Source organism: Microbulbifer mixtoriginis (SeqCode), from assembly GCF_052467515.1.
This window is the reverse complement of sequence record NZ_CP174314.1, coordinates 2,109,271-2,132,478: the sequence shown is the minus strand read 5'-3', so window position 1 is coordinate 2,132,478 and position 23,208 is coordinate 2,109,271. Positions and strand designations below refer to the sequence as shown.

Annotated in this window: 15 protein-coding genes; 6 read left to right on the top strand and 9 right to left on the bottom strand. The window is 48.3% G+C overall.

Going from position 1 to position 23,208, the window contains the following annotated elements:
- Positions 1 to 4: 4 nt before the first annotated feature.
- Positions 5 to 667 carry a peroxiredoxin-like family protein gene (locus tag ACJJIT_RS09085; protein WP_444900737.1) on the top strand — a complete coding sequence of 221 codons (663 nt, stop codon included), beginning with the start codon at positions 5 to 7 and terminating at the stop codon, positions 665 to 667.
- A gap of 108 nt (positions 668 to 775) precedes the next feature.
- Positions 776 to 1,342, top strand: coding sequence for a carboxymuconolactone decarboxylase family protein (locus ACJJIT_RS09080; RefSeq protein ID WP_444900736.1), 567 nt, complete (start codon positions 776 to 778; stop codon positions 1,340 to 1,342).
- A 238-nt stretch (positions 1,343 to 1,580) separates the two neighbouring features.
- Here the strand turns inward: ACJJIT_RS09080 and ACJJIT_RS09075 are convergent, their stop codons facing one another.
- Positions 1,581 to 2,474 carry an enoyl-CoA hydratase-related protein gene (locus ACJJIT_RS09075; RefSeq protein WP_444900735.1) on the bottom strand — a complete coding sequence of 298 codons (894 nt, stop codon included), beginning with the start codon at positions 2,472 to 2,474 and terminating at the stop codon, positions 1,581 to 1,583.
- A gap of 269 nt (positions 2,475 to 2,743) precedes the next feature.
- Between ACJJIT_RS09075 and ACJJIT_RS09070 the strand changes: the two genes are divergently transcribed.
- A complete protein-coding gene (locus ACJJIT_RS09070; RefSeq protein ID WP_444900734.1) occupies positions 2,744 to 3,997 on the top strand; it encodes a tyrosine-type recombinase/integrase in 1,254 nt (417 codons plus the stop codon).
- Between the two features lie 121 nt (positions 3,998 to 4,118).
- Positions 4,119 to 5,324, top strand: coding sequence for a zinc metallochaperone GTPase ZigA (gene zigA / locus ACJJIT_RS09065; protein WP_444886213.1), 1,206 nt, complete (start codon positions 4,119 to 4,121; stop codon positions 5,322 to 5,324).
- A 100-nt stretch (positions 5,325 to 5,424) separates the two neighbouring features.
- Here zigA and ACJJIT_RS09060 read toward each other — a convergent pair whose 3' ends face one another.
- The 3 genes from ACJJIT_RS09060 to ACJJIT_RS09050 form a co-directional block, all read right to left on the bottom strand.
- The gene (locus ACJJIT_RS09060; protein ID WP_444900733.1) at positions 5,425 to 6,651 is read right to left on the bottom strand and encodes a S8 family peptidase; all 1,227 of its coding nucleotides are present in this window, start codon (positions 6,649 to 6,651) and stop codon (positions 5,425 to 5,427) included.
- Positions 6,652 to 7,398: 747 nt separating this feature from the next.
- Complete coding sequence (locus ACJJIT_RS09055) at positions 7,399 to 9,333, bottom strand: S8 family peptidase (protein ID WP_444900732.1); 1,935 nt, start codon at positions 9,331 to 9,333, stop codon at positions 7,399 to 7,401.
- A gap of 1,604 nt (positions 9,334 to 10,937) precedes the next feature.
- Positions 10,938 to 11,837 (bottom strand): NAD(P)/FAD-dependent oxidoreductase, encoded by a 900-nt coding sequence (locus ACJJIT_RS09050; RefSeq protein ID WP_444900731.1) that lies wholly within the window; start codon positions 11,835 to 11,837, stop codon positions 10,938 to 10,940.
- A 110-nt stretch (positions 11,838 to 11,947) separates the two neighbouring features.
- Between ACJJIT_RS09050 and ACJJIT_RS09045 the strand changes: the two genes are divergently transcribed.
- Positions 11,948 to 12,358 (top strand): Rrf2 family transcriptional regulator, encoded by a 411-nt coding sequence (locus tag ACJJIT_RS09045; RefSeq protein WP_444886216.1) that lies wholly within the window; start codon positions 11,948 to 11,950, stop codon positions 12,356 to 12,358.
- Between the two features lie 153 nt (positions 12,359 to 12,511).
- Positions 12,512 to 13,195, top strand: coding sequence for a VOC family protein (locus ACJJIT_RS09040; RefSeq protein WP_444900730.1), 684 nt, complete (start codon positions 12,512 to 12,514; stop codon positions 13,193 to 13,195).
- Positions 13,196 to 13,284: 89 nt separating this feature from the next.
- Here the strand turns inward: ACJJIT_RS09040 and ACJJIT_RS09035 are convergent, their stop codons facing one another.
- The 5 genes from ACJJIT_RS09035 to ACJJIT_RS09015 all read right to left on the bottom strand — a co-directional run bounded on the left by ACJJIT_RS09035 (position 13,285) and on the right by ACJJIT_RS09015 (position 23,206).
- Positions 13,285 to 15,429 (bottom strand): TonB-dependent receptor, encoded by a 2,145-nt coding sequence (locus tag ACJJIT_RS09035; protein ID WP_444900729.1) that lies wholly within the window; start codon positions 15,427 to 15,429, stop codon positions 13,285 to 13,287.
- A 25-nt stretch (positions 15,430 to 15,454) separates the two neighbouring features.
- Positions 15,455 to 18,865 carry an ABC transporter permease gene (locus ACJJIT_RS09030; RefSeq protein WP_444900728.1) on the bottom strand — a complete coding sequence of 1,137 codons (3,411 nt, stop codon included), beginning with the start codon at positions 18,863 to 18,865 and terminating at the stop codon, positions 15,455 to 15,457.
- A complete protein-coding gene (locus ACJJIT_RS09025; RefSeq protein WP_353375394.1) occupies positions 18,862 to 19,749 on the bottom strand; it encodes an ABC transporter ATP-binding protein in 888 nt (295 codons plus the stop codon). Before ACJJIT_RS09025 ends, ACJJIT_RS09030 begins: the two co-directional genes overlap by 4 nt.
- A 66-nt stretch (positions 19,750 to 19,815) precedes the next feature.
- Positions 19,816 to 20,922 carry a Gfo/Idh/MocA family oxidoreductase gene (locus tag ACJJIT_RS09020; protein WP_444900727.1) on the bottom strand — a complete coding sequence of 369 codons (1,107 nt, stop codon included), beginning with the start codon at positions 20,920 to 20,922 and terminating at the stop codon, positions 19,816 to 19,818.
- Positions 20,912 to 23,206 (bottom strand): class I SAM-dependent methyltransferase, encoded by a 2,295-nt coding sequence (locus ACJJIT_RS09015; RefSeq protein ID WP_444900726.1) that lies wholly within the window; start codon positions 23,204 to 23,206, stop codon positions 20,912 to 20,914. The genes ACJJIT_RS09020 and ACJJIT_RS09015 overlap by 11 nt, the downstream gene beginning before the upstream one ends.
- Positions 23,207 to 23,208: the final 2 nt, after the last annotated feature.

Here is a 23,208-nt window from a genome sequence, read left to right as displayed (position 1 = left end):
GGTTATGTCCCTTCAAGACAAACTAGATGCTTTCAAAGAAGTATTTAAGCAACAGGCCCCAGAAGGAGCATTTGAAGCCTTTGCCAGATCATCCAAGGAATTGGCTGCTAGTGGCCAAGTTGAACTTTCGATTAAAGTAGGGGAGAAAGTCCCATACTTTACACTGCCAGATTCAGAAGGTAATGACGTTGTCCTGGAAGAACTCCTTGCTAAAGGGCCCGTTATTCTAACGTTCTATCGAGGCGTGTGGTGCCCTTACTGCAATATTGAGCTGCAAGCGTTAGAAGAAGTTGCTGCAGAGATCAAAGCGCGTGGCGCAACCCTGGTTGCTATTTCCATGCAAGGACCCGCTGAAAGCCGCAAATCTCAGAGAGATAACAAGCTAAGCTTCCCAATTCTGACTGATCAAAGTGGAAAGCTTGCTGAAAAGTTTGGTATCCGCTGGACACTACAACCTTATGTAATTGAGTTCCACAAGGTGTTCAAAGTCGAACTCCCGACCATCCATCGTGACGGCGCGTGGAACTTACCTATGCCAGCAAGATATGTCATAGATACCGATGGAACAATCGCATATGCGGAGGTGAATCCTGACTATACGCGTCGCCCCGAACCCAGCGACTTATTTCCCGTACTTGAAAAGCTGAGTCAGTCTACAACTGCATAGTATGTAAACACCTCCACCTCTTTAGCGCTGACTAGTGCCAAAGAGGTGGAAGCACTCAATGTAAATCGATATCGAGCACCGTAAAACCCAACTTATATGGTAAGACTCATGGTCAATTTTACACGTTACACAATTGAAACCGCACCAGAAGCCTCTAAGCAAACTCTAGAAGCCGCTAAAAAGAAAATGGGATTTGTACCCAATCTAATGGCAACCATGGCCGAATCACCTGTAATGGTAGAGAGCTACCTTACACTTATGGGAATATTTGATAAATCTCGCTTGAGCGAAACGGAGCGAGAGATAATCCTGATGACAAACAGCCGCCTAAACGGTTGCACCTACTGTATGGCTGCGCATACCGCCGTTTGCAAAATGGCCGGTGTAGATGAAAATGTAATCAAGGCGCTGCGTAGCGGTAAAACACTCGATGACCCTAAACTCGAAGCGCTCCGAGCATTCAGTGTCATTATCAATGAGAAACGTGGATGGGCTACAGAAGAGGAAGTTGAGGCGTTTCTTGCAGCAGGTTATACGAAAGAGACGGTTCTAGAGGTGATAGTTGGAACTAGCCTAAAAGTACTCTCGAATTACTCTACCCACAATCTGAATGTCAGTCTCGATGATGCTTTTTTGCCAATGGCTTGGAGTAAGGATATGGATTCGAATGGTTGAGCGTAAAAGCAAATAAACAACAAGTATCCGATTCATGCGTCTAATAAAAACTGGGCCTTAGGAAGAGGGCACCTGTCCAGATCATAAAAGTGACGATAAGAACCCCACTGATTCACCAAAGTAATGAGGCCCATATAGCCACTATGGGCCTCATTACTTTATCCGAGATATATTCGTGGTATCTAAGCCCCTAAACAATATATCCTCTTGAATACAGCCTTCTTTTGGCTTATCACAATTACTCCATTTCGCTACGAATAATGCCGGGCGTTTTGGCTTGTCCTCGCACTCGGTCAGGATGATCGCGCTCGTTAAAGCGCCTCAAGCCTTCGGACAGCTCTGCTTTGGATTCAGAGTCGCTGAATAATCGGTTAAAGCACTCAGCCTCAATTCGTAGACCTTCATCAAGATCCTTTCCATAACCACGAATGGCGGCTTCTTTATCAGAGTGAATCGCTGGCTGGGGAAGGGTAGAGATATACTGTGCTAACTCAACGGCACGACCTAATGCGGCTCCCTTTGGCACCACTTCGTTGGCCAATCCAATGCGATAAGCTTCTTCAGCATTAATAACTTTTCCCGTGATGATTAACTCCAGCGCTCGTCCCATACCAACAATACGCGGCAAACGCTGAGTACCACCATCAGCTAAGCCAATATTCCAACGACGACAGGTCATTCCAAAGGATGCGTGTTCTTCTACAATCCGCATATCGGCAAAACATGCCCACTCAAAGCCACCCGCATAAGCAATTCCATTAACTGCCGCAATGATAGGCTTATAGATATCGGTCCAGCGGGATGGACCTATAATCCCTGGAGCTTCACCTCGATTATGCCGGGCAATATCAGCGGGTTCTACTGGACATAAAACAGCCACGTCAGGATCTGGGTGATTGGTGGGTTCGGTTGCAGTAAGATTGCTTTTCAAATCACCCCCTGCACAAAATGCAGAATCTCCAGCGCCGGTGATTACCGCAACTTTAGCTCCCTCATCGGTACGAAAGCGATCGAAAGCATCCACCAGCTCGCGGTGAGCGCGGGTACCAATGCAGTTCTTAACCTCTGGACGGTTAAAAGTAACGATGGTTACAGGGCCATTTTGCTCATATTTAATATGATGATATTCCATGTCATAAGACCTTTATCATGTGGCGTTGAAGTAACATCTGGAATCTAGCCTTGAGCTGTCAATCTAATTCGGTACTCGTTTAGTGATTTCTAGCATGAAGAAGGAGAAGAGCCCAGAAAGCTGATTTAAGCTGGCGATGTAAGGAAGTTACTAAGCTAGAGGGCTTGTTACAACCCCCGCTATTTCCGATATTTGTGAATATCGGATATTTTATAAATGCCCGTTTTTCCGTATAATTTGCCGCATTCCAACAACAACTCCATATTTCTATGTCTGCTTCCAACCGGCCACCAGCACCAATCATCGACAACCTGAGCAATCTTGAGAATCCATTCCGCTGCACCAGCTTTTCAGCTAGCCGTTATCTCAGCAAGCAGATTCCTGGTGCTAATACCGATCTGGAGTTCACGCTTAAGTTTCTTTACAGCTACAACGGTAGCCAGGCAACGTTTAACAGCTACCGCCGTGAACTTGAGCGCTTGCTGCAATGGGCGTGGCGCATTGAAGAAGTTTCAATAATGACTCTGAAGCGCGAACATATTGAGGAGTTTGTACAGTTTTGCATTGAGCCGCCAATTGCCTGGATTGGAACTAAGAATGTTGCCAGATTCAAAACACAGAATGGCGAGCGCGTTGTGAATGCCGATTGGCGGCCATTCGTAGTCAGTGTGTCCAAGGTTGAGTTTCGTACTGGCAAGACGGCTTCCCCCAAGGAGTTTCGGCCATCCCAGGCAGCGATCAAATGCATCTTCACTGCATTATCATCCTTCTTCGATTTTCTCTATCAAGAAGGCTTGGTTCCAGCCAATCCTGTGGCACTGATTCGCCAGAAAAGTAAGTTTGTTCGACGTGAGCAACAAAGCCAGGTTGTGCGCCGAATCAGCAACTTGCAGTGGGACTATGTCCTGGAGACTGCTGAGATCATGGCCGAGACATCACCAACTGATCACGAGCGAACTTTATTCATTATGAACGCCCTATTCGCTATGTATTTGCGAATCTCTGAATTGGTTGCAGATGAAAGATCGGCACCAGTTATGGGTGATTTCAAGAAAGATCGCGACGGAAACTGGTGGTTTCACGTTACAGGTAAAGGTAACAAAGGCCGGGCGATCACTGTTTGCGACCAAATGTTGAAGGCCTTGAAGCGCTACAGAAATTATTTGCAGCTCCCTGCTCTGCCCAGCATTAATGAGCAGACACCTCTGGTGCACAAGTCCCGTGGCAAGGGACCGGTTACCAGTACCCGACAGGTTCGCCTGATTGTTCAAAACTGCTTTGATGCTGCCCACCAACGGATGGTTGAAGAAGGCTTAGGGGAAGATGCTGAAGACCTTAAGGCTGCCACTGTGCACTGGCTCCGCCATACGGGTATTTCTGAAGATGTGAAGTACCGCCCCCGCGAGCATGTGCGCGATGATGCGGGACATGCAAGTATGGCTACGACCGATCGCTATATTGATTCCGACATGCGAGAGCGACATGAAAGTGGGCGAAGTAAGCGGGTAAAAGAGGAGCGGTAATACTACCGCCCTACCCTCATATAAATGAAATAGCTTGACCCAAAAAAGATACGATATATCATTGCTCAACATCCAATTAACCTAGTACACATGGATGAATACGCAGAGTGCGGAGAGGCTAATGGCACATACAAACAAACTCCCAGTCACCGTCCTTTCAGGTTTTCTAGGTGCCGGTAAAACTACCGTACTTAGCCACATACTGAACAATCGCGAAAGCAAAAAAGTTGCTGTAATCGTCAATGATATGAGTGAAATCAATATCGATTCGACGAAAGTACAGAGCGAAGTTTCTCTTAACCGTAGTGAGGAGAAGCTTGTTGAAATGAGTAATGGCTGTATTTGCTGCACTCTGCGGGAAGACCTTCTGGAGGAAGTCACTAAGCTTGCGCAGGAAGGACGGTTTGATTATCTCGTTATTGAATCAACGGGGATTTCTGAACCCTTACCCGTTGCAGAAACCTTCACTTTTGCCGACGAAAATGGTGTTTCTCTCTCTGATGTTGCCAGTTTGGACACAATGGTGACGGTGGTCGATGCAGTCAATTTTTTAAAGGACTATGACGAGGCAGTATTTTTACAGGATGCTGGTGAATCATTAGGCGAAGACGACGAACGCAGTGTAACTGATTTGCTGATCGACCAGGTCGAGTTCGCAGATGTCATTCTGATAAGTAAAACGGATTTAGCTGGCCCTTCTGATGTTGAGCGCCTAGAGGCCATTCTGCGAACTCTAAACACGCAGGCAAAAATAGTTCCGATCTCTCAAGGGCAAGTCAATATTGACGAGGTTTTAAGTACCGGCTTATTTGACTTCGAGCGCGCGCAGCAAGCACCTGGTTGGCTTAAAGAGATGCGAGGTGAGCATATTCCTGAAACTGAAGAGTATGGCATTAGCAGTTTCAGCTACGAAGCACGTAGCCCCTTCCATCCAGAAAAATTTCATCAATTTCTGCACAATACTGAGAGGCACGGCAAGTTAATTCGTTCCAAAGGGTATTTTTGGCTGGCGTCCCGCCCTGAGTTTGCGGGCGAATGGAGTCAGGCGGGAGGCATTGCCCACTATGGGTTCGCTGGGATGTTCTGGAAAGCTGTGCCCAAGGAAAACTGGCCCACTGACGAAAATTATCGCAACTCCATTGAAAAGCAATGGGTAGAACCCTTTGGTGATATGCGGCAAGAACTAGTATTTATTGGCCAGAGTCTGAATCAAACCAGTATGACAAAAGCGCTTGATGATTGCCTGCTAAGCGTGGACGAAGTGCTACGAGGCAAAGAATACTGGGCGACATTGAATGATCCATTTCCCGCATGGGAGCAAGGATGAATATTAACCTCTCCGCTGTACTTGGCTAGCTCCTTTAGTGGAAAAGCGTAAAAGACCGACGAGGTGCCGGTCTTTTATAAAACTAACTCCTTTCTACAATTCAATTCTCTATAGCGGCCTCAACGGCTGCCGCCGCATCAACAATGCCTGATCCACAGCGCCGACAAGAGCCCGTAAAGCTTCGGGCTGTACTGGTGAGAATGGATTCAACCTCATCTGGTGTAACATCGGGCTTGACTGAATATATAAGTGCAGCTGTACCGGCAACATGTGGAGCGGCCATGCTGGTACCGGCATAGTATGCGAAGCTATCACTACCGGGAGTTCGCACTCCGCTGTTTAATGTAGAGAGAACGCCATCGGATTCCACCGAATTAGTTTCACCTCCGGGGGCAGCGACATCGACCACATTGCCGTAGTTGGAGTAGTAAGCAAGCCCACCGGAGCGGTTGGTTGCGGATACTGTAATAACTCCTGAACAGTTAGCTGGCGAAAACCAGAAGGCATTCCGCCCAGAGTTACCCGCCGCAACAACAACGGTAGCGCCCAGGCTACGGGCCGTATTAATGGCACTTTGAGTTGTGCTTCCACAGAGGCCAAAGCCCCCCAGGCTCAAGTTCAACACTTGAGCCGGAGTTTCATTGGCTGGTGCACCACTAACCGAGCCGCCAGCGCTCCAGACAATGCCATCAGCAATATCAGAAGTGTAACCGCCGCAGCGGCCGAGTACTCGAACGGGGAGCACTTTTGCTTTATGGGCTATCCCAGCGATGCCCATATTGTTGTTGGTGACGGCAGCAATGGTGCCGGCCACATGAGTCCCATGCCAGCTGCTATCAAACTCGGGATACAGTGGGTTTCCGCAGTAACTATCGGTATACCAATCCCCGGGATCACTGGCATCACTATCACGGCCATCCCCATCTACAGCGATATCGGAATCCGAAATCATGTCGTACCCAGGTAGCAAGTTGTCCATGAGGTCTGAGTGAGCGAGATAACCGGTATCAATAACTGCTACTACCACGCCCTCCCCCTGAGTTATATCCCAGGCTCCGGGCAAATTCAGTCCGCCATCAGCTTCAAAGTAGTGCCACTGGTCGTAATAGCTGGGGTCATTTGGGACCGCCATAGGATGCATCATCAAGTCGGGCTCAGCGTACTCAATATTGGGGTCTTGCTTTAGGCGGTTGATTATCAGGTTGATCTCGGCTTGGCTTTTTCGGCTCCCCAGGTGCATGACTTGTGCACCCGTCGCCATGCGCCGCAAGTGGCGCAAATTGTAGCCGGCACGGCGAGAGGCCTTATCCACGGTTTCCTGAGTCATACTCGCTGACCGCCCGATCGTGGAATCCTGCTTGTATTTCACAATGATCCGGTCAGTTGTTGGTGAACTACTTATGTTATCCATTTGGGTGGCGAAGGAGCCTGTACATAGAAGTGAAAACACACCTGCTAGAGTGGATTTTTTCAATAGTGACTTCATTATTGTTATCTCTCCATGATGATTTAGCCGACGGGGTGTGACATCCTAACCATTAGTACCAATGTCCCTGTTGTGACAGGGCACATTAGGGTTTACGCAAGATATATGCCTGAGCAAGTCATGGCTGGATATCGAGACAAAATTAGTACCAATGTTTCAATTTTGTCCACAGGGATAGTAGTGGCAACCGATGCATCCTTCTTGGCTGATTGTCGGCCTCTTTCTATTCTTGTGACAGCCTCCACCTAAACAAACTTATTTATCTGTCTTTGCACCGATATAGAGATAACTAAGGGCTTTCCAATCACTGTGCACAGAAAGGCTGCAAAATACTTTTCGAAAATTTATCTACTTTAAAGAAAAGGCTGGAGCTTGAAGTTAATTCACTCTGATAAAACGAGCTTTAATCGAGCAGTGGAAATGATCATCACAGAATTGGTGATATTGCCGGCAATATAACTGGCAAAGGATTCTGCAGAGATCAACGTGTTAAAAGAAAATGCCAGTCAGCTTAACTGACTGGCATTATTTGAGTAGAACAGCTATCTATCCACCCCACAGGAACCTGTCGAGTGGGAGTTGGCCCATTTACTCAGTACTAGCACTCAGAGAAACGCCAGAGTAGTCAGAGTAACCTCGAATACTGATATACCAGGTACCTGCGCCTGGATTACTGATGCTGCAGCTTTCATCATTACCCCACTCGTAAGGACGGCAGTCATACACTGTGCGGGTGGGTTCTTGGCCGAAACGGACGTAGAGGTCTGCATCCCCACTGCCACCAGACATTACGGCACTCAGCGTTGAAGCTCCGCTATCAACCTCAACAGTGAAGTGCTGCCAGCTGTTTGGGGAACCGGAAAGATCTGTTTCTTCCCAGCTGTCACTACCACCGCCGTCACCGCCCTCGGTATAGCTGCCTACGAGGCTTACGTTAGAGAAGGAGCTATAGCCATGTATCATAACGTGATAGGTTCCGCCCTCTAATTCAGAGTCAGCGATCTCACAGGTTTCGTTGTTACCCGAAGTCCATGGGCGGCAGTCATAATTACTGGTAGTCGGAGCGCTGCCATGGCGAACATAGAGGTCAGCATCGCCGCTTCCACCGGACATTACAAAAGACAAGTCTGTAGCGTTGTTAGGCACTTCTAGGGTGAAGTTAATTTCATCACCACTGTTACCCTCGATACCAGTCTCAGCAACACCATTTTCGAGCTCTCCACCTTCGTTACCGCCACTGCCGCCACCATTGGCCATGGCTACGGCCGCTGCTGCATCGACAATACCTGAACCACAGCTGCTGCAAGAAGCCGGGAAGTTCCGAGCGGTACTGGTGAGGATTGACTCAACTTCATCTGGGGTCAAGGTAGGGTCTACAGAGTAGAGCAATGCCGCAGCACCGGCCACATGGGGTGCAGCCATGCTAGTACCCTGGATGTAATAGTAACTATCACTGCCGGGGTCAGTAGCACCATTGTTATAGGTGGAGAGGACGCCATCGGAGTCATTTGCGAAGCTCTGAGCTCCACCCGGCGCGGCAACATCCACCACATTACCGTAGTTAGAGTAGTAAGCACGACCACCACTGCGATTAGTCGCAGCCACTGAGATCACCCCATCACAGTTGGCAGGAGTAAATTGGCTTGCGTTAGCATTGCTATTGCCAGCGGCTACAACAACCGTCGCACCGAGACCGCGAGCAGTGTCGATTGCATTTTGTGTGGTAGTGCCACAACTTCCGCTGCCGCCGAGACTGAGATTGAGAACGTCGGCGGGATTTGCATTGGTTGGCAGGCCACTGACAGAACCGCCAGCGCCCCAAATGATGCCGTCAGCAATATCTGACGTATAGCCACCGCAACGGCCGAGCACACGTACAGGAACGATCTTGGCCTCGTAGGCGACTCCAGCGATACCAAGGTTATTGTTGGTAATGCCAGCGATAGTGCCGGCAACATGGGTACCGTGCCAGCTACTGTTGCTTGAGGAGCTATCGCCACAAGTACCAGAGCTATACCAATCACCTGGATCTGTGGCATCACTATCGCGACCATCGCCATCTACAGAAACGAAGGTATCATCGATCATGTCGTAGCCCGGTAAAATGTTGGCTGCCAGGTCTGCATGGGGTCGATAACCGGTATCGAGTACTGCGACCACAGCCCCGTTACCCGCAGTGGTATCCCAGGCTGATGGAAGGTTCAAGCCACCGGTAGATTCATAGTAGTGCCACTGATTGAGGTAACTTGGGTCATTAGGTACAGCCACTGCTTTCAAGATCAGATCTGGTTCTGCGTACTCCACATCCGGGTCTTGCCTCAGGCGATCGATAATTGCATTTACTTCAGCTCTATTTTTTCGACCTTCTAAACGCATTACCTGTGCACCAGTAGCCATACGGCGCAGGTGACGTAGTTTGTGGCCGGCATGGCGGGAGGCTTTGTCTACCGTCTCCTTAGCCATGATAGATGCTCGTCCTACCTTAGCATTTTCTTTGTACTTTACGATTATTCGATCAGTCATTAGCGCGTTGTCCGCCTCTTCCGCATAGGTAGCGAAAGACGCAGTACATAGTAGCGAAAATGCACTTGTTAGAACCGTCTTTTGCAAAAATGTATTTAATAATAATTTCATTACTATAGTTTCTCTGAAGTTATATTTATTCCAAAATAAAAATATTTTGAGATTAGTTACTCCTAAGCCATTTCGCCTTGGCCAAATATATTCACTGAATATAAGATCATTTAGTCAGCTAGAACGAAATTGGTACCAACGCTTCTTGTTGGTACCAACGTATAACGGCTTAAGAAATACTATCCTCAGCGATAACCCTTAAACCTGAGTGGGATTCGATGACAAATTTACAATCGTTATAAAATGCCAAAGTAATAAATATTTTTCCGCAAAAATATGAGAATCACTTCACAAGAGATACCATCAAAACAATTAATTAATGCCTTATGAAATAAATTACGGCTATATTGCCCAAGTATAATTTAATGTTATATCGTATCAAAAAAATTATATTTAACTAGGAATTTTGATGGCAAGTGAACTGACCGAATGGAAATTGGACAGCCTTTAAAAGACGAAATAGACCGCAGAGCTTATAAGTAATAATCACCAACTATTCAGCAGTAACTCCAACTTCCAGAATGGTATTTTCGCTACACATTGGCCTTCACAGGCATTCTCTCGCCAGTGATAATAACCTATCGAACCTAGCTGAAACTTTATGGGAGCAGGTCATATTACTGCCCGAGAAATTCTCAACCTCAAAGAATAAATTTTTTAAGTGCGGGTGTAATTTAAATTGCAGAAATATACTTTTGGCGACTTAAATATAATCAACAAAAATTCCCCCATCTTTTCCCATCATCAATAATCACACACCCAAATCTCGCACATGTTTATGGATGTCTTGAATAACACCAAAGGGTAAGTGCTTCTGTATGGACAAAAAAATGCCACACATTAATACACTGCTTTATTTAAGGCATAAAACCTGAAAATTTATAAGTAAGTTAAGCATGTATACTTTCAATGCTGTCAAGTTCAGCAGCTATAAGATGCTGACTAAGGCCTTTTCCATTTAGACAACCCTCCACCAAAAAGCCGCACAAAATTATAAAAAATTCTTCCTTGCCGATAAAATTAACCACTAAGAACCCCCTCCAGCAATTGTACTGCCTAATGTGGTAACTTTATGCCGACTCAAATTTTTTCGTTTCAAATCACTACACGCGTTTTCACGCATTTATGAGATGCACCGCTGATAGAGCACCGCTACAAACTACCTTTATGGTGTACGTAATCGCCGAGTCATAGGAATTGAAAGGCGATAAAATTGAAAAAATACAATTTTTAGAGGTGCCCTACATTAAAATATAACGTACCGGTTATCTCTAGCTTTTAAACTTTATGAATAGCAAGGGACAATATAGGTAACTAACCTAGTGTTGCCATAGGAAAATCGACTACCGCACCTAACCCTTTTTCATAACTTATGCTTTACAGTTCCGTCTAAGCATTTCTATCCACGTCAATATTCACGTGTTCATTAGTACGCCAAACATTTAAGCCCGCATCTAAAAACTTTATCACCTAAGTTGTAACCAGAAGAAAGATCAACAGTTAAATATCAGTGAGCGATGAGCCCCAATCCCTGCCATGGTGCCTGATGCAATAGCAAAGGTTCCACTTTGCATTGGGTTGGATAAATCTCCCGCGGCAAATATTCCCTTAACGGAGGTTTCCTTAAACTCGTCTACTTTCACAATCCGTCCTGTAAACGAGTCCTCCAGCTCCAAACTCAATTTATCTATAAAAGGCAAAGTCATCTCAGATTTAGGGCTCACGTAAAGCCCCTCCAGTGGTAATCTGCGCTTATCCGCTAAGATAACGCCACTCAAACTATTCCCTTCTCCCTCTAGGCGGATAATCGGGACTTCCTCTACAATCACACCACGGACTAGTAAATGGTCGAGTATCTCCCCCCCAGGGCTAAACTTCCCCTGGGTGAATAAGGTAGTTGCCCCCCAATCGGGGATCATCGCTGCTTGATGGAAAGAGAGTTCGCTGGTTGCCAGTACACCTAATGGGCGATCACTCAACTCATAACCATGGCAGTAAGGGCAGTGAATCACACTTCTTCCCCAGCGCTTTTTCACCCCGGGAATATTCGGTAACTGGTCAGAAATGCCTGTTGCAAGAATCAGCCTCTTCGCCTCAAAAGTGGTATTTCCTTGTGTCTTGACAACAAACCCCTTGTTCAGGATCTCAACACTATTCGCAGTGCCCTCTATAAGTTGAAAGTTTGAATAGGAGCTCAACTGAGATAATGCCGTTGTACGAATCTCTTCAGGAGTCTTACCGTCCAGACAAAATATACCATGAGACGCTTTCGCAAAGCGGTTTCGGGGTTTATTCGCATCCAACACAGCAACCTTGCGACGTCCCCGGGAAAGTTGCATTGCCGCCGACAAGCCGGCAAAACTGCCCCCAATGATCAACACGTCCACATCCATTCCTCCACTGTCATGTAACTTAAATTGTTACATAAAAGTATAAGGCTACACGACATATGTAACAACAAAAGTTTCGTGATAAGCTACATGACCTGAGACACAGGTGACTTATGCGTAAAGACAGCAGACTATCCCGGGCACTTCATGTCCTTATCCATCTGAGCGTGGCTGACAAGCCGGTTACTTCAGACAAGATGGCCGCTATGCTCCTTACCAACCCCGTTGTAGCCCGCAGGACCATGGCGCTTTTGCGTGATCAGGGCTATGTGCGATCCATTAAAGGGCACAACGGCGGCTGGTCGCTCACAAAACCCTTAAATGAAATCACCCTTCTTGATATTCACAAAGCCTTGGGTGAGAGCTCAGTTTTTACTATTGGCCTCACCGACGAGCACGATGACTGCATCATTGAACATTCCGTAAATACGGCCCTAAAAGATGCGATGAATGAAGCAGAAAGTATTTTACTTGCACGTTTTGGTGAAGTTACGCTTAGTTCGCTTATGGACATATACCGTTAACCCTTTCCGCTCCCATAAAGAAATAGATTTTAATTCCTAAGAAACCATATATGCTCAAGTTTGACCTGAGATAACTAAGCGTAATTTATGTATTGTCGTTTAAATCTTAGTTTTAACAAAGTCGTTGGATAATTAAAAATTCCGGGTATTATCATGAAAACTCGCTGTAGCCACGTTTTACTCTGGGTAAAGGATATTCATCAAGCCGTACGAGATTTCCGCCAGCTCGGTTTTTCCGTGGATTACGCCACAAAAGAAAAGAACGCCCAGCACGCCCATATTTGGTTTAGTGAAGGGGCTATTATTGAATTATTGACATCTCCATCCAATGCCCACTATTTCAAATGGCTTATTGATATCTTTGCCGGCCGAGGCGCGGGACGTAGGATGATACGTTGGTCACAAGAAGGGGAAGGTTTCTGTGATGTTGCCTTAGTCAGTGACGATTTTGATAATGAACTTTTAGCAATGAAGCATGAGGGGGTTCAAACCGGGCGAGTAATTCCTTGGCAACGAACCAAGCCAAACGGACAAAAAACCAGTTTTCGCTTTGTTTACCCCCGCTCTGAACGACTGCCATTTTTAGTGAGCCCATACAATCCTCCTCAATACCCACAAAAAACAAATCATAAAAATGGTGCTACTGGTCTGAGTAAAGTGCATATGGAAGTCAGTGAGCAGGACTGGCAGTCTGTGCGACGTTTAACCAATCAAGATTCCATATTTAATATTAAACCCGGTCCCACAACCAAAGTTACAGGCATAGAAGTTAGCGGGCTGAAAGAAAATTTGGACCCTACTCTATTGCATGGAAGTAAAATCAACCCTGCAAATTAAACAAATTAGTGGATCAATCTTGTAAAGAGATTGATCCACTAACCATCGAGCTATACAAAACAGCTATTAACTAAGCTGTCATAACCTCATTACAGACGATAAAGTGCTCCAATTCCCGCGCGACGCCCTTTTGCCGGCGCCCCTATTCTGGCGTCAGGAGCAAATATCGCATTGGTGTAACCGTATAGTTGATACTGCTCATCCAGCAAGTTATCGGCAAACAGGTAGAGTTCAATAGAATCTGTTTGCAGTGCTAGGCGCAGATCCACTTTACTATAAGCATCCAGATTAAAATGATTTTGTGCATCTGCCGGGCGCTCATCCACATGGCGAACTGTTAGATTGGTATTGAGAGCTGGTGCACTTAAACCCATAAAGTCTGGTAGTGGCTGGTAGTAATTTAATGCCAGACTTGCACTCCAGCTAGGCACATCGGGTACTTCATTACCCGCCATAACATCACCACCGGAAACGCCGTACACATCTTTGGTAATTTCTGTATCAAGGAAGCTCAAGCCCCCGGCAATACTGAACCTCTCAGTAATAAACCAATCGGCTTCAATCTCTGCACCAAAGGTCTCCGTATCCGCATTCACCGCTGCCGATGAAGCAGTAACAAAATCAAAGCCGAGCAAATGGTCATCTTCCACTGAGTTAAAGAATATCGCACCGCTGATATTCAAGCTGTCTGATTCAGACTTGATACCTACTTCAATGCTGTCAACTGTTGCTGGGCGGTATGCCAAGCTATCAGCTGATTGTGTAGCAAAGTCATTGAAGCCACCGGATTTATAGCCTCGTGCGGCCATTGTGTACAGGTTGGTAGATTCACTGAGGGAGTAGTTGAGAGCCAATCGCCCTGTTGTATAGTTATCATCCAAAGTTCTTTGATCTTTGGAGACATAAAAACTCCCATTCGTGCCATAGCTGGCGTATTCACCGGCGTAGTCCTTACTCTCTTGGGTGTAACGTAATCCTGCTGTTAATTTTATGGCTTCAGTTATAGGAAGCGTAGTCTCACCATAAATAGCCTGGCTATCAGTTTCATAATCCCGGTATTGGTTGGCGTAGGACACTAGATTAACAGAGTCAAAGCTTCTCTCGGTATCGTGTAAGTTGATTCCAATCACCCAGAAAGTCGATGCATCAGGTAGCGAGGACAAACGTAAATCCTGGCTGATCGTTTGCTCATCCTGGCTATCGCCACGAAGATACTCCATCGGGAAGCCAAAGACAGCTGTCATAGTCGCCGGGTCGTAACCGGTTAGGTAACTAAAATCTGTGTCAACCAATGCGGTGATTGAGGTCAATTGACTATTAACCAGTTGATGGTTGATTTCTGTGGAAAAACGCTCAACTGTTTTCTCGTTATCGTCAAATGCCCCCAAGGTATGTTCACTGCTTGGATCATCGCCAAAAGGTTGCAACAACTGCAAGTTCAGGAAGCCTTCCTGGTGCTGCCTCTCTGCGATAAATAAAGCAGAGGTCTCTGGACCCAAATCCCATAGTAAGCTCCCCCGGAAAGCCAGATCTTCAGGCTCGGTCATGGGCTCACCGTTAGTGGTATTTTCAACCCAGTGATCCTCACTGGTATGACGCACTGCCAAGCGACCTCGGAGTGATTCAGAGAACGGGCCGCTGATCACCGTTTCATAAAGGCTCTGGTTGTCTTCACCCAGCTCAATGCGCCCATAAGCTTCAAACTCTTCAGTCGGTTTCTGGGTGGTAATATTGATTGCTCCAGCTTCACTGTTACGCCCAAACAAAGTCCCTTGCGGGCCTTTCAATATTTCCAGGCGTTCAATATCCAGGGTCCCGAGGGATACATTCCCTGCCGGCATAGAAACACCGTCAAGGTTAACCACCACAGAGCCATCATCTTTGTTTACCTGGTTGAGGGAGCCAACACCACGGATACGGATATTCGCATCCACTGCACCACTGGAAGAGTAGACATCCACTCCAGGTATACTGCGCAAAGCATCCTCTACATTGAGATGCAGTCGGTTTTTTAACTCCTCTTCACCAATAACACTTAAACTGAAGGGAATATCCTTGGCTTTCTCTTTCGTATGCCGTGCAGTGACTTCAACAACTTCCATCGCGTTCTCAGAAGCACTCTCTTTATCTGCGTTTTCCGCAGCAGAATAGGCTCCAGAGGCGTACATTAAAGTTGCGGATAGCAATGAAATCTGTTTACTGAGTTCTTTTTTATCTCGGATTAAGCTGAGCATGAATTAATTTCCTTTCTACCTATAATTAATCGTTATTCAAAACTTCAGAACTCTCAGCCAGTAAATTCTGTGCAGGGTCCCGCTGATATGATGGCCAGATATCCAGCGCCAATACTTTTTCGGAAGGCAAGCGATCGATCAGTGCATTTCCATTGATGACCTTTGCATCCAGCTCGTTGATATCGGCTAACAAACGGTAACTGGCAGTTTCGGTAACCGGCTGCCACCCGCCTTTCTCCCAGCGCCAACGCTGCCCATCCAGGCGTATCTGGCCTGTTTCCAAGTATTCGACCGTCAATGCTGACGAAAGAGGAGCCCCGAGCATATTTTGTGTGCGTGTCACGCCCACATAGGCGTTTAACACACTCTCGATATTTTTCTGCTGCTGAATATCATCAAGTAATGCAGACAGGGATTCCGGGGTTTGATGAAGTGTCCAATCCAGTGCGGCCACCGGTGCGTAGTAGCGAGCCCAACCAGAAATCGGCGCTGTGCTTAAACGTTCAACAGGTATTTCGCTGCCTGCCAAATCTCTAGTCGTTTTGTCGGAATAGCGAACCAGAACGTCATCGAGCACTTCGATACCGTCAATTTCTGCAACACACAACAGGCCTATCGCTCCCGAAACTCCATCGCTGAGCCATACGGAACCGGCAATACGTCGTAAATCCGACTTGGCAACTAGATGCTGACGGGCCAAGGCACGGGCAATATCAACACGCCTCAGCCAACGTCCTGTGCCCTCATCGGCAATATCCCAGTGAGGACCTTCGGATAATTGCAGTAAGGTACCGCTGGCGCGAGTCTCGCCGAGCCCTCTTGGCCACTGGGCAATCCGCTTAATTTCGATATCCGTACCCAGCCGCTCATTAACGCAGGCCTGCATCTGGCCCACATCTTTTGCAATGGCGGAGACCATATTAGAGCGGTTGGAATCATGGGGAATTTCAAAACCATCGAATACTGCAAGTTCCTTATCAGGTGCCCATTGAATGGCGAAATCCAAGGGACCATTAGTACTCCCCTGCTCGCTGAACACAGGCTTGTCAGCGCTTTTAATATGAACTTGCCAGCGCCAATCTCCCGAAGGGGCTGCGCCTTCAAGGGGTGTGGCAAGCTGTGCGGTTGGCAGGATGAACTCACGGCTTAAACCCAGAGCTTCGCGCTCTGCTGGCACTCGCAAAATACGCTCGGGATCAATGCCTAGACGCGGAACAATATCACTGGCTTGTAACCAGACTCCGCTGGGTGTCAGCCCCGAGGGCTCCCCCTCAGCTGACCAGCCGGGAGCAGTCAGTTGCCACGATAGTTTGATATTACAACCTGGCTCAGGGCAGCCTGAAATTGGCAGGGACATATGGTCGTAGCGTTGTTCAGCCGTTACTTCACGCCCATCCACTAAAGTGTTCACCAAGACAAATCCCTGAGGCAATTCAAAATGCAGGCCCTGTCCATCAACCTGGACTTGGAGCAATTGCCACTCAGCTTCCACTGTCTGATTATCCGGGTTGATACTGATTTTCAGATCACCGCCAGATACTTCAAACTCACTAGCTTTCGGCAACCAGTATGCTTCCCAGGCTGCATCTTCCCGCTTCAGTTGCTCCGGTGATTGATAACCTCCCTGCACTACCAACTTGTCTTCCAGTACAGTACCCAGACCGAGAAGAAATAGAGCGGAACAAGCCACCAAGGCACCCTGAGGAGCTATAAGGCGAGAGCGTATCAGGGCAAAACCCCGGGACATGCGGCTATCCAATCCCCTTGGAATCCATAGCGCAGCCAGGCCGACCATCAATACGGCGAGTGCAACTTTGAATCCATCCAGCGCTAACAAATAGCCGATCCAAGGTTCCCAACCACTGAGGGCCGACAGTTGGATATGTGCAGTAATACCCACTTCATAGGGAGGGTAATGCACCAGCTCCAACTCATGATTCAGTACCAAAATAAAAGTCACGAGCATTGACATGGAGTAGGCAAAGCCCGCATGTCGGAATAGCGAATGCACCAGGAGCACCATCATCGACAACTCTAATAACGGCGCTGTCACTATCAACAACTGGTAGGTAAATGCCCGGCCTATATCGACAGAGGCTGGTGCAGAAAGAAGTACGGCAAAGATGCCCGATAATCCCGGTAGCAGTGCCAACAGCACTGTCATAGCAAATACCGTAAGGGCAACACCAAACAGGCGCATATAATCCGGCGCTGGAGTAGCAGCCAGCATATCCTCAAACCCTGGCACCTGATCCCTGCGGCATACCAAGCCAGTCAGCGCTGCGATCACAAATGCAATCACAAGAAAAATAACATCCTTGAGGAGTGGCAACAGCATTTCCAAACGCGGTGCCATGGGCCCTTCGGCATGCCAGATAATTTGGGTAAAAGAGCTGACGACCCCCATCACGACGAGTATCGCCACACCAACCCACCAGGCCCGACTACCCCATACATGGAGCAGCCTCCAACGGGCTTCCAGCATTAATTGACGCAGGCTGCGGCCAAGTGATGCGCTATCCGGCTTCGATGGAGAGAGATTTACTACTTTACTGGCAGCTGTCTTTTTGCTGGCTTTAGCGCGAGAAGGTTTGGCAGACCCTTCCAGAACCAGGTCCTCCCGTCGCAGGTATTTCAAGTAGACAGCTAAAGCAAGCAGCGGTAAAAGACACCAAAAAATCCGGTTTAATACCGAGCCCAAGGTAAAGGGTAATAAAGAAGAGGATTTTTGCAAAGGTGTCCAGGAGGTGACTTCCGTATAAACAAAAGTAAACAGCGAAGGGTCCATTACCGCAGCCAGCTGCGGATTAATGCTTGCACCCTGAAGCACGATTACAGCAAACATCCACAACATCATCAGAGCCGCAGCGAGCCCAAAAGGACCTGCCAGGCTTCGAGTGCGTAGCGTCATAATAAAATACAGAGCACCGATACCGACGCTGGCGGGGATCTGTAGCCAGATCCATGCAAAGCCGAGGGCTTTCCAGGGGGCTGGGCCAATCGCCGCTTCAGGCAGTAAGCCCATCCAGACCAATACCGGCGAGAATAAAAAGCCCACCAGCGCCGATGCACTTAATATGGCTCCTATAACCGCTGCACCAATAAACCGCCCCCAAAGCATAACCTTCAAGGAATTCGGGGTTGTATAAATGACTTCGTGCAAACTGGCTTTGCGATCGCGCAGAATCGGCTGTGAGAATACCCAGGCCCAGGCAAAAAACTGAAAGAACATACACCCAGCACCCATCAGGTAAATGAGCGATGGGGAGTTCCGGGGGATATCTGTAGCCCCCATTTTTTGCATATAGTCTGCATTCACCAGATTCAATAGCAGGTAGATCACCAGGCCCCAAAAGGCCAAAGCCACAATGCCGCTGCTAAAACCGGCCCTTATTTCCAGCTTTGCCTCATGGGCAATAAGCGCCAGCTTATTCATGCCGCCTCCCGCTGGTCTTTTACCTGCTCAATCGCCAGGTGATAAATATCTTCCAGGCGCGGGGTATGGGCCGTAAATCGAGGGTCTTCGGGTTTCTCACCGTGTACGATTACCTGGGTGCCATCGGGCTTAGCGATGTTGTGCAGGGATTCCGGTAACTGCTCGCCGCGAGGAATCAGTGCTTGCCACATCTTGTCTTTATGGGGAGCAGCCACTTCCGGGGCTGTCCCCTCAACGACAATGCGCCCTGAGGCCAATATCGCCAGGCGCTGACATAGGTTTTCGATATCTTCAACGATGTGGGTGGACAGCAATACAATGGCATCCGCCGCGACATCCGCCAAAACACAGTGAAAGCGATTGCGCTCAGCGGGGTCCAGGCCTGCTGTGGGTTCGTCGACAATAATTAGGCGCGGCTCACCGATAAGTGCAATGGCAATACCAAAGCGGCGCAGCATGCCGCCGGAATAAGTTGATACAGCTCGATCGGCCACATCGGCCAAATTGACCTGCTCCAAAAGCCTGTCCACTTCGCGACGCCGTGCACTCGTTTGGGTGAAACCTTTAAGCCAGGCAAACCGATCCAATAATGCCCGCGCGGCAATTCCGGGGTATGCGCCAATATGTTGCGGCAAATAACCCAATTTACTGCGCATAAAATCCGGGTCTGCCAGAACATCCACACCATCGAGAATAATCCGGCCACTATCTGGCGTTTGCAGGGTTGCCAAAGTACGCATCAAACTACTTTTCCCGGCGCCATTCGGCCCGAGCAACCCATACATTCCGGGGCCAACTTCTAAATCAACACCGTTTAGCGCTTTCACCCCGTTTTTATAAGTCTTAAAGAGCCCTTCAACGATCAACCCTGATTGCTTTTGCATCTCTCCTCCTAACCCCGTTTATAAGTAAAAATTCCGTAATCACTTTTGTGCTATTTGCGTTTTCTTTTAGTCGCAAGCCTGGCGAACAATATCGGTAAGCGCCTGCACTGATACTGGCTTCGGTTCCCCGGGCTGGATCAATGCCGGCATACCGATACGCGCAGTTAAATCACTCCATGCCATCGACACACTCAATGCCCACTGGCCGCTCTGCCTGCGTCTTTCAGGTTGCGCGATATCGGCGCAAAGGGAATGCAGAGCCTGGATAACGGCCTCAGGCCAGGTGAGGGCGAAAATATCGTGGTAACTGCGCATGTCTGTATCACCCAGGGTTACCATGCTGGGCACCGCCAGTCGCTCGGTACCCTCACCGCTCAGTATCAGCCTGCCTGTTTGATCCCTTGGTGAGTGCAGTCTTGGATTCCACAGCACGGGGCCGTGGGTATCAGCCAGGGTTAGAACACCCCCCTCACTACCTATGGCAAGTCGATGCAGTAACAGGGAATGATTGTCCGGGTCCTGTGGGTGCACCTGATTTTGTATGCGCAACGTCAAGGGCACTCCGCCAAGAGTGGCCGATAAACTCTGGAAAGGGTGCCCTTCAGCGTGCTCCGGTTCACCAAAAGACCAGGGGCGAAGGCCGCCTACCGCGCGGCCAATTACATCCAGCAGCGGATAGGCCATCTGGCTGTTACAGATAGCATCGATCATTTCCAGGTGCTGGTGCCGGCGCAAATATTCGGCCGCCGCCAAAAATTGCCTTGTGGGACGCAAATTCGGATATAGCGTATTAACGGCATAGGCTGCATTTCCCTTTTTTGCAGCCAGCAGGTTTGCAGTAATTTCCTTGGTGTGGACCGGGTGCTCCTGCAATACATGAATACCCCGCTTGAGTAGTGATTGGGCCAATTCAGAACCCTCGCCTCCCGTTGCCCCAGAGCGAACAACAACACAGACTATGTCGATGTCATCGGGAATTTGCTCTGCCTCGGTGTAAAGCGGCACCCCATATTGCTCAGCACAATTTCTGGAATAGTCACTACCCCGAGCCAGTAAACCGGCCAATTCAAAATAATCCCGACCGGGTAATCTGGAGGAAGTCAGGGCTTCGAGATAAATACGCCCAAAGCCTGTCCCTGCAACGACAACCCGCTTGCGCTTATCAATTCCCATAGGGCGAATCTCCCTGATGATTGCCCATGGACTGGGCCCATTCCTGCAACTGGGCGTTGTCTACCTGCCCCTCAGGCGTCAAAGGCAACTGGTCCAAAACTTGGATAAAGATTTCTGAATCAAAATGATCGATATATTCGGCCAGACAATCTGCCGTCAGGCGCATTTGATTTTGTTTGGCTCTACAGGCAAAGAAGCGATGCCCCTGTCTGGATAGGGGATGTTCAGATACTGGCAAATCCATAGCCAGCTGTAAGCCGGCAGCCTCCAGGGCATTGTGCCACTGGGAAAGTGACAGAAATGTTGCACCGGAATCCGTGCGCTCGTCGACGGCATCAACCAACATAAATGCCTGTGAAGCCATCACCCAGAACTCCTCACTGGTTGGCTCGGTCATAATGAACCAACCTCCCGGGCGCAATAACTCAGCCACTCTTCGCAGTGAGGCATCTGTGTTATGGGCGGCATTAAAAACACCACCGGCAATAACTACGTCGAAGCTATTGGGAGAAAATCCCTGGCTGCGCAACGAACGATCAATATCAAACAAACCACGGCGCAACCAGGGGCGTTGCTCCTGATCACCATGTTGTGCGAAAAAGCTATCGAGAAAAGCCGCAGAGATATCCGTGAACTGGTAATCAAACTGAATATGGCCACTGGCATCGTCCAACACGGGCAAGAGAGCCTGGGTTGTCGCGCCGGTGCCTGCACCAACCTCTAAAATTTTCAGGGGCTGTGGCTGCCCTTCCCGGTTATTTAAAATGGACTTCAATAAAGCACTGACTGCACGCTGTTGGTACCTGGCAGCGATACCCTCCCGGTAGAGCGCACTCGCCAATTCAGTGCTACCACGGGGGAACAACAGGTGCACAGCCTGGACTTTGCCTCGAATCAGATCTGGTAATTGCTCCGCATTAGCACGGGCGTAATCGATCGTTTTGCTAGCTCCAGTGAGTGCCCGCCAATCCTGTTCCAATTGACCCCAGGCCTGGGCAAGAGCGGTATCACTGTAGCTATCTGGATCAACTTCGACACGCCAGCTGTCACCGTCAGCACTAAGTAACTGTTGCTCTTGCAAAACCCTGATCCAACGTTTAATCAAGGCTTGGTGCTGTTGGGCAACCGGTGGGGTTTCGAGTATCTCTGCCAAAGTGTGTGCTGAGTGCTGATCACAAAACAGTCCCAGGTGACTAAAGGCATTCAGCATGGAGAGCAAAGCGGTAGCGTTAAGCTGTTCGGTAACCTTTACCGCATATTCCAAGTCAATATGGGCAAATTCTGTATCCAGCTCGGTATTAATTCCTTCAAATAACCCAGCCATATCGGGCATGCCAGGCTTGTCCTGTTTCTTCTCCTGTACCTTAGCTTGTGCAAACACAGCCCAGCGGTCACCCCCGGTAAGGGGCACAGTGGCAGAGTTGGCGACAGCGGGATGTTTCGCAACACTCTCGGTGATGGCCGCAAGTTTATGGGTCAACGCCTGCTCCGCCTTTGCAACAGGTTCTATACCCACCTTGGAAGAGATCCAACCGGCTATATCACTGGTTAATAAGCGGCGAGCATCCTGCAACAAGGGCTGTGGCAACAAAACTTCGGTTTCATAGAGCAGACATTGCAGATTTTTCAGGTTTGTCAGGGCAATTGCGGGATGTGCGACCAATCCCTTCAATAAAGTTGCCGGCAGTATTACTCCGCTAAACCCCGAGCGCTCCAAAACGACCAGTGCTTTTGCGGGATTGATTTCAGGCGACTGCAAATAAACCGCAAGCCCACAACTCCATGCTGCAAAAATGGCAAATCGAGAAAATTTATTGAGATGGGAAAATACCCCTACACTGCCCTGAAGAACCCTTAGCGACTCTTGTTGGGATTTATACAGTGTGAAATATGCTTCAGCGGTGTCAGCCTCTATCAGCCCCTTGTCTGTTAACAATAGGGAAAGTTCTTCTAGATCAATTTTCAATAAATCTGGGGTTTGTACTTTAATTGCCAGGGGCTCACCCTCTGCATTAGTCGGGGCTTCATTTTCAAACCCGGTCCCCAACCTTAGCGCCACCAAGTGCAAAAGCAGTCGAACTTCTTCTTTGCAACTATTGGCAGGTAACAGCAGTGCTTTACCTTGCAAAATATCCAGCTGCTCACTCAGGTTTTCTGCAACAGCTTTTGTCCAGGCCAGTACCTGGTTACCACTCCACTCATGGCCATCAAGGGATAGTGCAGGCGCTTCTCCCAACTGCTCTAACCCACATAAGATTTCCGCTGTTATTACTTCGATTTTCATCA

What these genes read in the sequence shown, in the direction of transcription:
- ACJJIT_RS09075 (WP_444900735.1), bottom strand. Translation starts at nt 2,474, where the DNA reads ATGGAATATCATCATATTAAATATGAGCAAAATGGCCCTGTAACCATC.
- ACJJIT_RS09080 (WP_444900736.1), top strand. Translation starts at nt 776, where the DNA reads ATGGTCAATTTTACACGTTACACAATTGAAACCGCACCAGAAGCCTCT.
- ACJJIT_RS09070 (WP_444900734.1), top strand. Translation starts at nt 2,744, where the DNA reads ATGTCTGCTTCCAACCGGCCACCAGCACCAATCATCGACAACCTGAGC.
- ACJJIT_RS09060 (WP_444900733.1), bottom strand. Translation starts at nt 6,651, where the DNA reads ATGACTCAGGAAACCGTGGATAAGGCCTCTCGCCGTGCCGGCTACAAT.
- ACJJIT_RS09030 (WP_444900728.1), bottom strand. Translation starts at nt 18,865, where the DNA reads ATGAATAAGCTGGCGCTTATTGCCCATGAGGCAAAGCTGGAAATAAGG.
- ACJJIT_RS09020 (WP_444900727.1), bottom strand. Translation starts at nt 20,922, where the DNA reads ATGGGAATTGATAAGCGCAAGCGGGTTGTCGTTGCAGGGACAGGCTTT.
- ACJJIT_RS09035 (WP_444900729.1), bottom strand. Translation starts at nt 15,429, where the DNA reads ATGCTCAGCTTAATCCGAGATAAAAAAGAACTCAGTAAACAGATTTCA.
- zigA (WP_444886213.1), top strand. Translation starts at nt 4,119, where the DNA reads ATGGCACATACAAACAAACTCCCAGTCACCGTCCTTTCAGGTTTTCTA.
- ACJJIT_RS09040 (WP_444900730.1), top strand. Translation starts at nt 12,512, where the DNA reads ATGAAAACTCGCTGTAGCCACGTTTTACTCTGGGTAAAGGATATTCAT.
- ACJJIT_RS09045 (WP_444886216.1), top strand. Translation starts at nt 11,948, where the DNA reads ATGCGTAAAGACAGCAGACTATCCCGGGCACTTCATGTCCTTATCCAT.
- ACJJIT_RS09085 (WP_444900737.1), top strand. Translation starts at nt 5, where the DNA reads ATGTCCCTTCAAGACAAACTAGATGCTTTCAAAGAAGTATTTAAGCAA.
- ACJJIT_RS09050 (WP_444900731.1), bottom strand. Translation starts at nt 11,837, where the DNA reads ATGGATGTGGACGTGTTGATCATTGGGGGCAGTTTTGCCGGCTTGTCG.
- ACJJIT_RS09025 (WP_353375394.1), bottom strand. Translation starts at nt 19,749, where the DNA reads ATGCAAAAGCAATCAGGGTTGATCGTTGAAGGGCTCTTTAAGACTTAT.
- ACJJIT_RS09055 (WP_444900732.1), bottom strand. Translation starts at nt 9,333, where the DNA reads ATGACTGATCGAATAATCGTAAAGTACAAAGAAAATGCTAAGGTAGGA.
- ACJJIT_RS09015 (WP_444900726.1), bottom strand. Translation starts at nt 23,206, where the DNA reads ATGAAAATCGAAGTAATAACAGCGGAAATCTTATGTGGGTTAGAGCAG.